The sequence below is a fragment of the Bradyrhizobium sp. WYCCWR 12699 genome (assembly GCF_032144035.1).
Classification (GTDB): Bacteria; Pseudomonadota; Alphaproteobacteria; order Rhizobiales; family Xanthobacteraceae; genus Bradyrhizobium.
Genome location: NZ_JAVTJN010000039.1, coordinates 1,549,690 through 1,564,501, shown reverse-complemented (window position 1 = coordinate 1,564,501; position 14,812 = coordinate 1,549,690). Strand labels below are relative to the sequence as shown.

15 protein-coding genes are annotated in these 14,812 nt (G+C 65.1%); 7 read left to right on the top strand and 8 right to left on the bottom strand.

Features of this window, described 5'->3' with window-relative positions; translation table 11 throughout:
• Positions 1 to 68: 68 nt before the first annotated feature.
• Positions 69 to 2,006, bottom strand: a complete 1,938-nt coding sequence (locus RPS27_RS38030; protein ID WP_249131492.1) for a glycosyltransferase — start codon at positions 2,004 to 2,006, stop codon at positions 69 to 71.
• Positions 2,006 to 3,349, bottom strand: coding sequence for an HlyD family secretion protein (locus RPS27_RS38025; RefSeq protein ID WP_212065622.1), 1,344 nt, complete (start codon positions 3,347 to 3,349; stop codon positions 2,006 to 2,008). Before RPS27_RS38025 ends, RPS27_RS38030 begins: the two co-directional genes overlap by 1 nt.
• 293 nt (positions 3,350 to 3,642) lie before the next feature.
• Here RPS27_RS38025 and htpX point away from each other — a divergent pair, with 293 nt between their 5' ends.
• Positions 3,643 to 4,590 (top strand): zinc metalloprotease HtpX, encoded by a 948-nt coding sequence (htpX, locus tag RPS27_RS38020; RefSeq protein WP_212065621.1) that lies wholly within the window; start codon positions 3,643 to 3,645, stop codon positions 4,588 to 4,590.
• 134 nt (positions 4,591 to 4,724) lie between these two features.
• Entirely contained in the window at positions 4,725 to 5,366 is a 642-nt protein-coding gene (locus tag RPS27_RS38015) for a tetratricopeptide repeat protein (RefSeq protein ID WP_194406565.1), read from the top strand.
• A gap of 242 nt (positions 5,367 to 5,608) precedes the next feature.
• Here RPS27_RS38015 and RPS27_RS38010 read toward each other — a convergent pair whose 3' ends face one another.
• Both RPS27_RS38010 and RPS27_RS38005 read right to left on the bottom strand, forming a co-directional pair.
• Positions 5,609 to 5,965 (bottom strand): hypothetical protein, encoded by a 357-nt coding sequence (locus RPS27_RS38010; protein WP_194406566.1) that lies wholly within the window; start codon positions 5,963 to 5,965, stop codon positions 5,609 to 5,611.
• 163 nt (positions 5,966 to 6,128) lie between these two features.
• On the bottom strand, positions 6,129 to 6,929 hold the full coding sequence (locus RPS27_RS38005) for a hypothetical protein (protein ID WP_212065620.1): 801 nt from the start codon (positions 6,927 to 6,929) through the stop codon (positions 6,129 to 6,131).
• Between the two features lie 226 nt (positions 6,930 to 7,155).
• On the opposite strand from RPS27_RS38005, the gene RPS27_RS38000 reads away from it, so the two are divergent.
• Positions 7,156 to 7,449, top strand: a complete 294-nt coding sequence (locus RPS27_RS38000; protein WP_014497428.1) for an antibiotic biosynthesis monooxygenase — start codon at positions 7,156 to 7,158, stop codon at positions 7,447 to 7,449.
• Between the two features lie 162 nt (positions 7,450 to 7,611).
• Here the strand turns inward: RPS27_RS38000 and RPS27_RS37995 are convergent, their stop codons facing one another.
• Positions 7,612 to 9,057: a short-chain fatty acyl-CoA regulator family protein gene (locus tag RPS27_RS37995; protein ID WP_194406568.1), complete on the bottom strand. Its 1,446-nt coding sequence runs from the start codon at positions 9,055 to 9,057 to the stop codon at positions 7,612 to 7,614.
• A 231-nt stretch (positions 9,058 to 9,288) separates the two neighbouring features.
• On the opposite strand from RPS27_RS37995, the gene RPS27_RS37990 reads away from it, so the two are divergent.
• The 3 genes from RPS27_RS37990 (at position 9,289) to RPS27_RS37980 (ending at position 11,902) form a co-directional block, all read left to right on the top strand.
• Positions 9,289 to 10,923, top strand: a complete 1,635-nt coding sequence (locus RPS27_RS37990) for an isocitrate lyase (protein ID WP_212065619.1) — start codon at positions 9,289 to 9,291, stop codon at positions 10,921 to 10,923.
• 30 nt (positions 10,924 to 10,953) lie between these two features.
• The gene (locus tag RPS27_RS37985) at positions 10,954 to 11,163 is read left to right on the top strand and encodes a hypothetical protein (protein ID WP_028134831.1); all 210 of its coding nucleotides are present in this window, start codon (positions 10,954 to 10,956) and stop codon (positions 11,161 to 11,163) included.
• 184 nt (positions 11,164 to 11,347) lie between these two features.
• On the top strand, positions 11,348 to 11,902 hold the full coding sequence (locus tag RPS27_RS37980; RefSeq protein ID WP_194406570.1) for a hypothetical protein: 555 nt from the start codon (positions 11,348 to 11,350) through the stop codon (positions 11,900 to 11,902).
• Between the two features lie 139 nt (positions 11,903 to 12,041).
• Here RPS27_RS37980 and RPS27_RS37975 read toward each other — a convergent pair whose 3' ends face one another.
• Complete coding sequence (locus RPS27_RS37975; protein ID WP_212065710.1) at positions 12,042 to 12,923, bottom strand: metallophosphoesterase family protein; 882 nt, start codon at positions 12,921 to 12,923, stop codon at positions 12,042 to 12,044.
• Between the two features lie 107 nt (positions 12,924 to 13,030).
• On the opposite strand from RPS27_RS37975, the gene RPS27_RS37970 reads away from it, so the two are divergent.
• Positions 13,031 to 13,522 carry an NUDIX domain-containing protein gene (locus RPS27_RS37970; protein WP_212065618.1) on the top strand — a complete coding sequence of 164 codons (492 nt, stop codon included), beginning with the start codon at positions 13,031 to 13,033 and terminating at the stop codon, positions 13,520 to 13,522.
• 69 nt (positions 13,523 to 13,591) lie between these two features.
• On the opposite strand, the gene RPS27_RS37965 is transcribed toward RPS27_RS37970, so the two are convergent.
• Both RPS27_RS37965 and RPS27_RS37960 read right to left on the bottom strand, forming a co-directional pair.
• Entirely contained in the window at positions 13,592 to 13,969 is a 378-nt protein-coding gene (locus RPS27_RS37965) for a DUF2304 domain-containing protein (RefSeq protein WP_212065617.1), read from the bottom strand.
• A 61-nt stretch (positions 13,970 to 14,030) separates the two neighbouring features.
• Positions 14,031 to 14,795 carry a glycosyltransferase family 2 protein gene (locus RPS27_RS37960; RefSeq protein WP_313755033.1) on the bottom strand — a complete coding sequence of 255 codons (765 nt, stop codon included), beginning with the start codon at positions 14,793 to 14,795 and terminating at the stop codon, positions 14,031 to 14,033.
• Positions 14,796 to 14,812: the final 17 nt, after the last annotated feature.

Below are 14,812 nucleotides of genomic sequence, written 5' to 3'. Positions count from 1 at the left end.
GTGACGGCTCCAGACCATTCTTTCCATGCCGTGCCGCTTGGCATGCGAGCGAGCCGCTGTCGCGGGGACTAGCCGAATAGCCGCATCAGCAGCGCCTTCCCGACCGGAAGTGCCCTGACGCCCCGATACGCGCGGACATATTCGCCGGCATAAAACGCTCTGATCGCATGCACGCGCGTGTCCATCCCCTCCTCAAACCGCACGGCAAATCCATCCGTGGTGCGTCGGACCACGACGGCCGCGATCGAGCGGCCGTAGATCTTGCATTCGATCGTGCTGCCGGGGAGCGGCGGATCGGGATCGATCAGCCGGGCGCCGGTGATGGAGATGTCGGCGAGCCGCGCCAGATGCGACTTGCCGGCCTGACGTAGGAGGATGGCCTCGTTGCGATCGAAACGCTCCGCCTTGCGCTTGCGCGGCTGCTCGATGCAGACGAAGCAGACCACGGTGAGGATGAGCGCGTTGTAGAGGCTCCAGGCCAGCGCCAGTCCGCCATAGGCGATGTTCTCGCCGCGAAGGTGCAGGATGAAGGCATAGGCGATGGCGGCGAGCGTGATGAGAAGGGCGCAGCCATAGAGCCGCAGCAGCGGCCATTCGACAAATCGCCTGTCGCGGTCGCCGCCCTTCGCAGTCACCTTGAATTTATGCCCTTTCGGCTTCGTCAGACCGGTGGCGACGGCCTTGAGCACCGCGGGCGCGGCGATGAGTTGCGACACGTCCGTCATCATGGCGAGCGAACGGCCGCGCGACAGCCAGGCCATGGTGAGACCGTGCCAGACGTAGAACGGCAGGAAGAAGCGTAGCAGTTCGGTGAGGTTCGCCTGCACGGCTTTGATGCCGAACAGCAGGAACAGCCATGGCACCACGAGCCCGGCCACCTTCGAAACGTAGACTGCCGACCAGCTCATGAAGGCGTCCACAAGGGAGAGTCGGTCGATGAAGGAGAGTTTAGACTCCTGCGAGAGCGGTCCGCTGCGGCCGCGGACGATCTGCATGAAGCCAAGGCACCAACGCGCGCGCTGGGTGATGTATTCCTTCAGCCCCTCCGGCGCGAGCCCGATCGTCAGCCGCTCGTTAAGATAGACCGTGGTCAGGCCGAATTCCTTCAGGCGCAACGTCACGAGATAGTCTTCCGTCACGGACTCGGTTGGAAAGCCGCCGATCTGCACCAGTCCGTCGTATCGAATGAGCGATGAGGTGCCGCAGCAGAAGGCGACGCCCCAGGCGTCCTTTGCCGGCATCAGGATGTCGAAGAAGAACCGCTGCTCGTCCGGCCAGACGTCGGTTGCGGCAAGGTTGGTCTGGATTGGATCGGGATTGATGAAGTGCTGCGGTGTCTGCACCACGCCCACCGAGGCATCGTCCATCAGCGAGACGGTTCGCGCGAGGAAGTCGGGCCGCGGTACGAAGTCGGCGTCGAGGATGGCGATGAAGTCAGGCCGCTCCGATAGTGTGCCGACATGCCTGAGGGCATGGTTGATGTTGCCGGCCTTGGCGTGATGGTTGTCGCGGCGCGTGAGATAGTGACAGTTGAGCTCGCCCGACAGGCGCCGCAGCCACGGCCGGCGGCCGTCGTCGAGCACCCAGACCCGGTAATTGCCGTACTCCATTCCGGTCGCGCCGATGATCGTGCGCTCCAGGATTGATCGCTCCTCGTTGTAGGTGCAGATGAAAACGTCGATCAGCGGCGCGGCGGGATCGGTGGCGCGGCCGTCGATCCTGGCCGATCCGGTACGGTCGAGCGTTCGGCTCAGGAAGAACAGCGACAGCGTGACCGCGACGAGCGAGGCCACTTCCAGCAGCATGAAGGGATAGCCGATTACCGCATCGGCCGTCAGATGCGGCGGCGGAAGGGTTGCCGTGACGCGCCAATGGAGATAGCGGAGCAGGAAAACGAGTGACACGATGGCCAGCAACGAGCGCGCCATCGTGCTGTCGCGCCGCAACAGCGGCACGATCGCCATGAAGGCGCCGAGCGTGATCAGGCCGGGTGTCAGCGCCGCCATCACGACGCGGGCTCATGCCTTGCAAACACGACGCGTCCGGTGCGACCGACGGTGCAGGTGCGCGCGGCGGTATCGCCCAGCGCGACGGTCACGCGATAGGGCTCCTTGCTCAGCGCGTCGGGATTGATGGCGAGGTTGGCGGGCGCGCCGGCGGCACCGGTCAGATTGACGACGGCACCGGAGATCGCCTCGCCGCCGTCGTTCGGCTCGAACGTCGCGCGGTCGCCGAGCTGCAAGCGGTTGTAGACGCTTTCGGTGACGTTGGCGGTGATGACGGCGCCGCTGCAATCGAGCACCTTGAGCAGGGGCTGGCCGGCCTGCACGTCCTCACCCGGTGAGGTCATCATCTCCCAGACGCGGCCCGCGACGGGCGTCGTGATGTTGGCCTCGGAAAGATCGGCGAAGCGAACCTCCTCGACGATGATCTCGTTGGCGAGCCAGGCGATCTCGGTGTCGCCGCGGACAAGATCGGCCTCGAGGTCGCCAGCGCGCTGACGCATCTCCTCCTCGCGTTGCACCGAGCTGGGCCGGTCGTTGTAGCTGTCGCCGAGGAACGAGCCATTCTGTGCGGCGGCAAGTTCGACCTTGGCGGCATCCAGCCGCTTGCGCGCGCCGAGCTCGGTCTGCTGCGACACCGAGAGCTCGCGTGTCAGGCGGGCCAGCTCGACGGTCGAGACGTTGCCGGATTTCGCCAGCGAGGAGGCACGTTCCACTGCAGCGCTGGCCTCGTCCCGTCGCGCGGCCGCTGCTTCGATCGAGGTCTGGATCTCCGCGATACGGGCCTCGAGCTGCAGCACGCGTCCCTCGCGGAATTGCGCGGCCTGCCGCGCCAGATCCTTTTGCGCGGCCTGAGCCAAGGCAAGTTTCGCAGCAAGGCTCGGCCTCTCGTTCTCGAGGCGCGCTTTCTGCCGCCGGAGATCGTCGAGCCGGGTGCGGTCGCCGCGCGAGTTCACGACGCGCAGGACCACGGTTCCGGCATCGAGCCTGGCCTGATCGGTGACGTGCCGGACGGCCGATACGCGCCCGCCAATCGGCGTGCGCAGGGTGACGAGGCGCGAATTCAGCACCGCCTCGACGCTCGAATTCTCCCACAACGCGCGCAGCGGCAGCCAGCCGAAAATCGCGATGATGGCAAGTCCGATGACGATCTTGGTGCTCCGCCGCAGGCGGGACCAGCGACGCGGCGCGTCCGGCGCGATCGGCGCTTCGGGTGCGCGGCCGGGCTCGTCGTTGGCGAACATCTGCTCGTACAGCGCTTCCTGCAATCCCTTCGCGTCGGTCCTGGTGTCGTGAGGAGAGGGAGCGGATGCGGGATCGACGGAAGCGGGCGAGCGGTCCATCATGGCGGTCACCTTGCTGACGGGGTGCCAACGGAACCGGTCAATGCGCAACCACCGCGGGGCGTGCCGGGCTACCGCGACTTAAGCGGAGATGCGCTTTCCAGATTGCTAAGCGTCCGTGCGCGTTTTTGCGCAAATCCCGATCAAGGTTTAGCGGAGCAAGCAAGGCTGCTGCCCCAGTCCTGATGCGAGATGGATCTGCGGCCGGGCGACGCACGACCTTGCGGGATCTGGCGGCATTCATAGTTCTGGAGCGGCGGCCGAAGGTTTGCCCGCGGCCGGCCCAGGAGACGGCCATGAACTATCTTCGTACCGCAATGCTGCTTGCAGGCCTGACTGCCCTGTTCATGGGCGTCGGCTATCTGATCGGCGGTGCCTCGGCCGCCATGATCGCGCTCGTCATTGCTGCGGCGACCAATCTCTTCACCTACTGGAACTCCGACCGCATGGTGCTCTCGATGTACGGCGCCCATGAGGTCGACCGTTCGACGGCGCCGGAGCTGGTCGGGCTCGTCGCCGAGCTCGCCGGCCGCGCCGGCTTGCCGATGCCGCGCGTGTTCCTGATGGACGAGGTGCAGCCCAACGCCTTCGCGACCGGGCGAAACCCGGAGAATGCCGCGGTCGCCGTCACCACGGGCCTGATGCGCCAGCTCAGCCGCGAGGAGCTCGCCGGCGTGATCGCGCACGAGCTCGCCCATATCAAAAATCACGACACGCTGTTGATGACGATCACTGCGACCATCGCCGGCGCGATCTCCATGCTGGCGCAGTTCGGCATGTTCTTCGGCGGCAATCGCGAGAACAACAATGGTCTCGGCATCGTCGGCTCGATCCTGATGATGATCCTCGCTCCGCTCGGCGCCATGCTGGTGCAGATGGCGATCAGCCGCACCCGCGAATACGCCGCGGATAATCTCGGTGCGCGCATCGCGGGACAACCGATGTGGCTGGCCTCCGCGCTGGTCAAGATCGAGGGTGCCGCGCATCAGGTGCCGAACTACGAGGCCGAGCGAAACCCCGCGACCGCGCACATGTTCATCATCAACCCGCTGTCGGGCCATGGCGTGGACAATCTGTTCGCCACCCATCCCTCGACGCAGAACCGCATCGCCGCGCTCCAGCAGCTGGCGGCCGAGCTCGGCCCTCGGGGTGCGCCGTCGGTCGGCGCCAACGAGAACTATCCGCCGGCGAGCCCGTGGGGGCGCTCGTCATCACGTGGTCCTTCAAGTGGCCCCTGGGGCTGACGGAGCCGGCCCGGATCGGGGCCCGTTTTGTGACCTGGCGCACACAGGATCGCCTGATCGGGTGCTAACACGCGCGGGTGATGCTTTCTTCGAAAGGGGATGCGTGGCCGGCCCACTGCCGGTCACCGTCGAAGATGACCAGGTTTGCCATACCATTGCTGATCGTCCTTTGCGTGCTCTTGGGCCTGTCCACGCACATGGTCGTCAATTGCGGCGATGAGGACGATCCCGACATCTGCTCGGCGGTGATCGGCTTCTCGCCGCTGCGCGGCTCGCTGATCGCCTTTGCCTATGAAGGGCGCGGACGGATCGCGCTGCGCCATGGCGACTTCAGGCGGGCGATCGCCGATTTCGACGAGGCGATTCACCTCAATCCCAACCGCGCTGCACTCTATCGCGACCGCGCGCTCGCGCGCCGCCAGAACGGCGACCTCGAGCTCGCCATCGCCGATTATGACGAGGCGATCGCGCATGATCCCAAGCTCGCTGCGCCCTATCACCAGCGCGGCCTCGCGCTCGCCGCCACTGGCGATCTCGATCGCGCCATCCTGAGCTACAACACGGCGGTCCGCCTCGATCCCAGCAATGCCGAGGCCCGCCTCGACCGGGGCCTCGCGTTCCTCGCCCGCGGCCAGGCCGACGACGCGCGCGCCGATTTCGAGGCGGCGCTGGCGCTGCCATCAGGCAAGGACGGCCGCGCGCGCGAAGCCGCTCGCGCCAAGCTTGCCGAGCTCGCGAGCGCCGAGCCGGCGCAGGCGTCCGTGCCGAGGCGATAAAATTCCCGTGGATCTTGCTCTCTGTACCCTCTCCCCCTTGTGGGAGAGGGTGGCTCGCCGCGTAGCGGCGAGACGGGTGAGGGGTATCTGTCCGCGCGTGAATTTCTTGCGTTGAGTTTGCGGAGGCAACCCCTCATCCGGCGCCATAGCCGAAGCTTTGCTTCGGCGTTCTTCAGAGAACGGCGGCCCATGGCCGCCTGTGCCACCTTCTCCCACAAGGGAGAAGGGAAGAACTCCAGCGCTTACTTCGCCTTCTTGGCTTTGGCCTTCTTCGCCTTGGCAGCCTTCTTCGCCGGCTTCTCGTCCTTCGCCTTCTTCTCCACCTTCACCGCAACCGGCGTGCTGGCGGCGATCCGCATCGACCGCGCGTAGCTGTCGGCGACGTTGTCGGCAGACATCTGGAGGCGCTTGGCGGCAGCGGTGGCCTGCTCCAGAGTGGCCTTGGCCATCATCTTGAAGCGCTCGGCGGTCTCCTTGCTCTTGGCCTTGGCCGCAAGGCCGTTGAAGCGATCCCGCCGCTCCTTGGCGCGGGTCATCAGGCCCGTATGCAGCTGTCTGGCCAGTTGCCGGATCACGACATCCAGGTCGGCGTCCGCCATGTTGTTCTATCCTCTTGAAATCAGGTATCGATGCGGGCGGGACTATGCAGATCGGGCCCCGCCTTGGCAATTCCCGGCCGGGCGTCATCCGCAGCTTCCGTCCGGCCAAAACCCAAAAAGCCGCGCATGGCGCGCGGCTTTTCCAATGTTTCGGCGGGGTGCCTTATTTCAGCGAGGCAACCGGACCGTTCGCTGCCGCCGGCTCGGGGTCGAATCCGAACACGCCGACCAGATATTTGTAATAGTCCGGCATCTTCTCCTTGAGCGTCTCGCGCGACTTCGGGTCGTGGAATTCGCTCTTTCCGGCCAGGAAGATGCTGGCGGTCACCGCGAAGAACTCCATGGGATTCTTCATCGCATAGGAGTCCTTGGGCAGCAGGTCCTTGGACTTGGCCAGGGCGTAGTAGGCGATCACGCCCTTGTTGGAATAGCCGTCCGGCAGGAGCCGCGCATGATAGGCATGAAGCAGCTCGTGCAGCAGCACGGCCTCCTTTTCGTAGCGCATCATGTCCGGGCGCAGCATGATCACGCCGAGCCCCGAATCGACCGCGAGGTCGACGGCGTTCGGATTGGTCCAGCGCTGCTTGTCCGGATCCCACACCGTGAGCGTCCGCGGCGCGGTGCGGCGGATGTCCGGCGTGACCCGGCCGTAGCACGCGGTCGCGGCGCCTTCGTCGAGGCAGGCGAGCTCGCTCGCAACGATCGGCACCGTATGGAAGAAGCGCAGCACGCGCGGCGACAGGCCGGCGCCTTCGACGAGGTCGATCTGCTGCTTCAGATTGTCGGTGAGCTTGTCGACGTCCTTGCGGTCGGAATTCTCCGACAGGTCGAACATGTAGCCGCGGTAGCTCTGGAAGCCCGGCGGCAGCGGCTGTGCTGCATCGGCATCGAGCGATCCGGCATAGGATGGACTGGCGAAGAGCGCGCCGACGATGGTTGCAGTCAGCAGCAACGCAATGCGCATGATGAACCCCCTGATGTCACTTCGCCCGGCACAATAGGTCACCGTTGTTTGCGAAAAGTGAGTGGGGCGAGACTAAGGCACCGATGTTGAGGCGTGCTTAACCGTTGGTTGCAGAACGCCGCAGCGGATTAGGGCAGGGTTAACCAAGCATGGATTGGCGGGGCGCTTCGGCGTAACATCGTTCCGGGCAACAAGCCCCTCATCACGAGCCGGAAGGGAGGATGCCATGTATGCCGCCATCCGTCAGGCCAAGGCGAAAAGCGGGAGTGCGGAAGAGCTGGCGCGCCGGATCAAGGACGGCGCCGTTCCGATCATCAGCGACGTCGACGGCTTCCGCGCCTATTACGTCGTCTATGCCGGCGACGACACGGTCACCGCGATCTCGATCTTCGACAAGTTCGAGCAGGCCGAGGAAGCGAACCGGCGCGCGATCGCCTGGATCGAAAAGGATCTCGGCCCGCTGCTGGCGGGGCATGCGAGCGCCGCCGCGGGCCCCGTGATCGTGCACACGCTGGCGTGAGGTGCTGCAGTCTCGTGCCCTGGACGCCGCGCAGCAACGCTTCGGCGGTGCGCTGCAGAGCCGGGGCCCAGATGCTGCGGCACGCGTGGCTCGTTGGGTCCCGGCTCTGCGCAGCAGCGTTGCACGCTGCAGTGCGTCCGGGACACGAGACCTGCATCTCCCTCACAACTCCCGCGCATTCGAGAATGCGAAGCTCGACACCCGCCGCGTCGTCTCGTCCAGAATCAGCGTGCGCGTGATCGGCGGTTCGGCGCGCTGGGCGCAGTTTTCGCGCTCGCAGAGACGGCAATTGACGCCGATCGGCGTGCCCTCGGTCTTCTCGAGGTCCATGCCGGCGGCATAGGTCAGGCGCGCGGCATGGCGGATCTCGCAGCCGAGGCCGATGGCGAAGCGCGGTTGCGGCAGCGGGTGCGGCGCGACCGGGCGGCGCACCATCTGCGCGATCGAGAAATAGCGCGTGCCGTCGGATAGCTCGATCACCTGCTTGAGCAGGCGATCCGGCGTGTCGAAGGTCGAATGCACGTTCCACAGGGGACAGGTGCCGCCGAACTTCGAGAACGGGAAGGTGCCGGACGAGAAGCGCTTGGAGACGTTGCCGGCATTGTCGACGCGCAGCAGGAAGAACGGGATGCCGCGCGCGTTCGGCCGCTGCAAAGTGGTGAGCCGGTGGCAGACCTGCTCGAAGCCGGAATTGAAGCGCTGCGCCAGCACGTGGATGTCGTAGTTCAACGCTTCGGCGGCGGCGAGGAACGCCGGATAGGGCATCATCACCGCCGCCGCAAAGTAATTGCCGAGCGTGATGCGGAACAGGCGGCGCGGCGCGTCGTCGAGCGGTCCGGCACGGCCGATGATGCTCTCCAGGGCCTGCGCGCATTCCCCTAAGCCAAGCTGGAAGGCGAGCTGAAAGGCGCGGCCGGGCGGGTCGACCAGCTCGGAGATCAGGAGCTGGCGGCGGTGGCGATCGAAACGCCGCAGCGTCTCGCGCATCACGTCGACCGGCATGACGCGGGTCTGGATCGAATGCTTTTCCCGCAGCCGGGCGGCCAGCGCCGCATAGAGTCCTTCGGCCGGCACGTTCAGCTCATCGCGCAACGTCTCGGCGGCCTGCTCCAGCTCCGGAAAATAGTTGCGGTTGGCCTCGATCAGCTCGCGCACCCGCTCGACCGGGTTGGCTTCGTAGCGCGTGCCGACGTCGCGGTCGGCCATTTGCGCTGCGGCCAGCGTCTCGCCCTGGCGGGCCTCGGTATAGGCCGCATAGAGCCGCTGCAGCGCATGGGTGACGCCGGGGCAGAGCTCGGCGAGGTCGCGCAGCTCCTGCTTGGGTACGTCGATCTGGCGGAACAGGGGATCGGAGAAGATCTCGTTGAGCTCGGCGAAGAAGCGATCCTCGTCGGCGGTGGCGAGGTCGCGCAGATCGAGGTCATAGGTCTCGGCCAGCCGCAGCAATATCTGCGCTGTCACCGGGCGCTGGTTTCGCTCGATCAAATTGACATAGCTCGGCGAGATCCCGAGCCCCTCGGCAATCTGGGTCTGCGACAGCCCCAATTGCTGCCGGATCCTCCGGAAGCGCGGGCCGACGAAGAGTTTCTTGCCGGAACTGGCGGGCATGTCTCGGATCTCCAGGGTCGGACAAGGACAGGCTTGCTGACCTATTATTTTACAATCTTTACAAAATAACATCTATTACATGTTCTGATGTTACATGACATCACCAATAAAAAACAAGCCATCTATACGAAGTTTCTGTTTTCGCGTTTAGCTCCTGACACGCATATCGCAATGCACTGTCAAGAATGTCGATGGCCTGCCATCGCCATCGCCAGCAAAGGGATTAGGCACATGAACTACCAGCCGCGCGGCATCAGCACCCTCCAGGGCCCGTCCTCGTATCAGGACGAGGTCAAGGCGGCCCAGGCGCTCCTCGAGACCCAGCCCACCTGGAACGGCGTGTCGGCCGAGGCCGTCGCTCGCATGCGCCTGCAGAACCGCTTCAAGACCGGCCTCGACGTCGCCCGCTACACCGCGGCGCTGATGCGGGCCGACATGGCGGCCTATGACAAGGACCCCACCAAGTACACCCAGTCGCTGGGCTGCTGGCACGGCTTCATCGCCCAGCAGAAGCTTATCTCGGTCAAGAAGCACTTTGGCGGCAAGACCGATCGCACCTATCTGTACCTCTCCGGCTGGATGATCGCGGCGCTGCGCTCCGAGTTCGGTCCGCTGCCCGACCAGTCGATGCACGAGAAGACCTCCGTGCCGGCGCTGATCGAGGAGCTCTACACCTTCCTGCGTCAGGCGGACTCCCGTGAGCTCAACGACATCTTCCGCCTGCTCGACAAGGCGCGCAAGGAAGGTGACACGACCCGTGAGAAGGAGCTGATCGCGAAGATCGACAACTTCCAGACCCACGTCGTGCCCGTCATCGCCGACATCGATGCCGGCTTCGGTAATGCGGAAGCGACCTATCTGCTCGCCAAGAAGATGATCGAAGCGGGCGCCTGCGCGCTGCAGATCGAGAACCAGGTCTCGGACGAGAAGCAGTGCGGCCATCAGGACGGCAAGGTCACCGTGCCGCACGAGGTCTTCCTGGCGAAGATCCGCGCCTGCCGGCACGCCTTCCTCGAGCTCGGCGTCGAAGACGGCATCGTCGTGACCCGCACCGACTCGCTCGGCGCCGGCCTGACGCAGCAGATCGCCGTCAGCCACAAGCCCGGCGACCTCGGCGACCAGTACAACAGCTTCCTCGATTGCGAGGAGATCACTGCGGAGAACGCTCGCAACGGCGACGTCATCATCAACCGCAACGGCAAGATGATGCGTCCGAAGCGCCTGCCTTCGAACCTCTACCAGTTCCGTCCCGGCACCGGTGCGGACCGCTGCGTGCTCGACTGCATCACCTCGCTGCAGAACGGCGCCGACCTGCTCTGGATCGAGACCGAGAAGCCGCATATCGAGCAGATCGCCAGCATGGTCGATCGCATCCGCAAGGTGGTGCCGAATGCTAAGCTCGCCTACAACAACTCGCCGTCGTTCAACTGGACGCTCAATTTCCGTTGGCAGGTCTACGACGCGATGAAGGAAGCGGGTCAGGACGTCAGCAAGTACAACCGTGCCGAGCTGATGAAGGCGGAGTACGACGATACGCCGCTGGGCAAGGAAGCCGACGAGCGCATCCGTACCTTCCAGGCGGATTCGGCCAAGCGCGCCGGCATCTTCCACCACCTGATCACGTTGCCGACCTATCACACGGCGGCGCTCTCGACCGACAATCTCGCTCGCGAGTATTTCGGCGAGCAGGGCATGCTGGGCTACGTCAAGAACGTCCAGCGCGCCGAGATCCGTCAGGGCATCGCCTGCGTGAAGCATCAGAACATGGCCGGCTCCGACATCGGCGACGACCACAAGGAGTACTTCGCCGGCGAGGCTGCCCTGAAGGCGGGCGGCGCCCACAACACGATGAACCAGTTCGGCTAACGCAGCACGCTATTGGACAGGAGACTGACAATGACCAAAGGCAGCAATTTCTGGGTGATCGGCGGCGAGTTCGGCTCGATGAACTTCCACAAGCTCGTGGAGGGCTCCGCCCAGGTCAAGGGTCCGTTCAAGACCCGCAAGGAAGCGGAGGACTGCTGGAAGGAAGTCTCGGAAGAGAGCCGCCACAAGGCTGGCGTCCGCTTCTCGATCGTGGAAGAGCCCTCGCGGGTCTCGGCCTGATCGCCCCCACTTAAGAATACGTCCAAGGACGGATGGTCCCATCCAGGCTCTGCCTGGGTGGGATCGTCTGTTTTTGGCACAGGTGAAACGGCTGTGGGCGCCGTAAGTATCTGGAATTGTGGGCCTTTGCTGAGGGTGTGGTTGCTGATAGGTTAATAGGGATAAGTCGAGGACGAGGCCGACCATGTCAGAGCCCGAGACCAGCGGGACCCCTCCCGGCCAGCCGCGCCCGGTGCGGCTGCGCGATGCGCTGCTGCGTGCGCGGATCGAGGCCGCGGACCGGACCGGCGTCGTGGTCGATCTCAGGGATGCCGAGGTGGCGCGGCTCGAAATCCTCAATGATGCGCTCGACCCGCTGTTCGCGCAGGTGCCCGACCAGATCGACCTGTTCGACCGCGGCGTCAGCCAGGGCGACACGCCGCGGCTGTGGATCGACGTCGTCGCCCACATCGTGATGGGACGAGACAAGCGGATGTACCGCTTCGTGCAGGACACCCGCTTCGGCCGCATCGTGCTCGCCGAATCGCACGACACCGGGGCAATCGTCGAGGCCGTCACCGACTATGTCGCGCGCCGCATGGTCGAGCGCGAGCGGGCCATGGTGGTCCCGCCCGAACCCATGCCGGTGGCCGAGCCGCCGCCGCGTCGCTCGCGCCTCTGGCCGTTCGTGTTCGGATTCGTGCTCGGCGCCGCCGCGCTGTTCGGGCTTGCCGTGGTGGCGGCGTTGCGGAGCTGGTGAATTTCCTTCACGTCATTCCGGGGCGCGCGAAGCGCGAACCCGGAATCCATTCATCGCCACGCACTGCGGCCCGATGGATTCTCAGGTGCGCAATTGAGCACAGTAGCTCATGCTGCGCCTGCGCCGGGATGATAGCGAGCTAGATCAGCCTCACATGCTTGATCTGCCCGACCTGAAAACCGGCCCCAAGCCCGCGCACCGTCTGCTCGCAGCGCCAGCCGGCATTGTCCTTCTCGATTCTGAGCAGGTTATACGCCGCCGCCGGGTAGCGCCCGTGCGCGAGTGCGGAGGCCGAGGGCACGCCGAGCGCGGGAATGTTGCCGTTGGGGCCTTCGAACCACATCGTCGAATGAATGTGGTCGTGCCCGTGCAGGATCAGCTCGACGCCGTGGCGCTTGAGCAGCGCCAGCAGCGCGGCTGCGTCCGTCATCCGCTTCTGGCGCGCGTCGGATTTCAGCGGATGATGCACCAGCAGCACGCGAAAGACGTCCTCGGCCGCGAGGCGATCGAGCAGCGCTTCGAGGGCTGCAAGCTGATCGCGTCCGAGCGTGCCCGTTGCCATCAGCGGCAGCGTCGGCACCGCCGTGGACAGGCTGATCAGAGCGAGCGGCCCACGCCGGCGCACGGAGGGAAATCCGATGCGGCCGTCGTCGCCCGAGAGATAGGGGGCGAAGGTCTCGCCGAAGCGGTGGAAGGTCGCGCGCACATAGGCGTCGTGATTGCCGGGAATCGTCGTGACGCGGTCGGGCGGGCCGACCTCGTCGAGCCAGGCGCGAGCCGGCGCGAACTCGACTTCGAGCGCGAGGTTGACGAGGTCGCCGGTCACTGCGATGTGGTCGGGTGCCTGCGCCTTCATGTCGGCAACCAGCGCATCGAGCACCTCGCGGCGCTGGTACTTGTGGCGGTTGCGCGTCCAGTTGACGTAGCCGAACGCGCGCTTGCCCGCGAGCTCGATCAGCCGCGGTTTCGGCAGGGGCGCCAGATGCGGATCGGACAGATGGGCGAGCGTGAAGGGAGCCAGCGTGTTGGGAGCCATGGGGCGCGATTGCCTCGCTATTGCTCCGCTGTAATGGCAAGGTCGCAAGGAACGCGCAAGCAGAGCCTGAACCGCGGCGTCGAGGAAGCCTGATGGGAGAACGTCTGAACCGTGTCCGACGGAAAGCCGAGCCGCTGCTGCGGCGATTCTTCCACGCCTATTTCCTGATCGTCCGCGGCATGACGCTCGGCGTCCGCGCCGTGGTGCTGGATGCCGAGAACCGTGTGTTCCTGGTCCGGCACAGCTATGTCAGCGGCTGGCATTTGCCGGGCGGCGGCGTCGATCTCGGCGAGACCATGGAACAGGCGATGCGGCGCGAGCTCAAGGAGGAGGGCGAAATCGACCTCACCGGTGCTGCCGAGCTGCATGGCATCTTCCTCAACAGCCACGTCTCCCGCCGCGATCACGTCGCAGTCTACGTGGTCAGGCATTTCCGGCAGGACCGCGTCCCTGAGCCCAACCGCGAGATCGTCGAATGCGGGTTCTTCGCGATCAATGCGCTGCCCGAGGGGACCACGGGCGGCACGCGACTGCGCATTGCGGAAGTGCTGGATGGCAAGCCCCTGATTGCGACGTGGCGGTAAAGTGATCTGGCGGTGAGGTAATCTGGCGTGAAGCGATCCGGCGTTGAGGCCATCTGGCGGGCGAACGATTCAACCGTCGGACCGGCCGCTCTTTTTTGCCTGCAGCTCCAGCGCAAGCAGGCTCTGCTCCTGAATCAGCGCGCAGTTCTGCCGTTCCAGCCTGTGCAGCCGCGCCGTCATGTTGTGCATGAATGCGAAGACCACCAGGAACAGGGCGCCGAACATCACCACGAATGGAAATACGACGCCGGTCAAATGGCTGACGAGATAGGCGATGCTCGGAAACAAGGCGAACGCCGCCGGGATGATCGCCACCATGGACAGCATCAGGAAATCGTAGAGATCCAATCTGCCTCGCAGCGTCTTCTTCAGCAGCATCAGCATGTAGATCAGTGCGAAGACGGAGATGACGATGACCGTCTCTGTGCTGGGAAGAACGTTTGTCATCGCGGTCCCCTCGGGATGGTCGACGAGCTGGTGAAGTGGCAGGACGATGTGGAACAGCGCGTCATGGCGATCTCACCAGACGCGCGAGCAGGATGTAGCCGAGAACGCGGATCATGTAGCTCGCCGATTTCAGCCCGTCGATCGAGCTGACGCCGGTTTCGCGCGCCCGCATCTCGACCGGAACCTCGTTGACCGTGAGGCCGGCGCGCATCGCCCAGGCCAGTGAGATCGGCTCGGGGAAATCCGCAGGATAGGCCTTCGCGAAGAAGGCGATGGCGGAGCGGTCGAGCAGGCGCATGCCGCTGGTCGGATCGGTGATGCGTCCGCCGGAGAACAGGCTATTGAGCGCCAGCACGATCAGCTTGATGCCCGCGCGCCGCATGCGCGTCGAGCAGAAGCCGGCATTGTCGATGAAGCGGCTTCCGATGGTGATGTTGGCGGGGTCTTTGCGATAGGCGTTCAGCAGCGTCTCGATGGCGCGTGGATCGTGCTGGCCGTCGCCGTCGATCTGGATGCAGAAATCGAAATCCTGACGCGCCGCGTATTTGATGCCGGTCTGCACCGCGCCGCCGATACCGAGATTGTGCGCGAGGCGGGCGACCGGTGAGCGGCAAGCTGCGACCACGCTGGTTGCGTCGGACGAGCCGTCGTCGACGACCAGGGTGTGATAGCGGCGGCCGGTCGCGGCGATCTCTCCGAGGAGATTGCCGATCGAGGCTTCTTCGTTGAAGCAGGGGATGACGAGCAGGATGCGCGGTGCGGCGGCACCGTCGTGGCACGCGTCGGTTGAATTCGATGCCGCACCCGAATCCAAGCCCATATCCATGCCCAACTCGGCCACGT